This is a genomic window from Pseudoalteromonas sp. SR41-7, from assembly GCF_014163935.1.
GTDB classification, from domain to species: domain Bacteria; phylum Pseudomonadota; class Gammaproteobacteria; order Enterobacterales; family Alteromonadaceae; genus Pseudoalteromonas; species Pseudoalteromonas distincta.
Map to the genome: position 1 here is coordinate 1 of NZ_JACJEF010000059.1, position 251 is coordinate 251.

1 rRNA gene is annotated in these 251 nt (G+C 35.1%); it reads left to right on the plus strand.

The features are described 5' to 3' along the window. A 16S ribosomal RNA gene (locus tag H5092_RS20500) occupies positions 1 to 69 on the plus strand; the annotation flags it as partial. Between the last annotated feature and the right edge of the window lie 182 nt (positions 70 to 251).

Below are 251 nucleotides of genomic sequence, written 5' to 3' on the forward strand. Positions count from 1 at the left end.
TGATTCATGACTGGGGTGAAGTCGTAACAAGGTAGCCCTAGGGGAACCTGGGGCTGGATCACCTCCTTATACGATTTAGAACTTATTTGTTCGTAGTGTCCACACAGATGATTGTTAATTAGTGCTTGTTCTTCGGAATAACTAATTAATATGCTCTTTAAAAATTTGGAAAAGCTGATAATAAAATTCTGATAGATACTTTGTATTTATCAAGAGTTTTCAAAAGTAAAAAAAGAATGGTAGCAGTACCA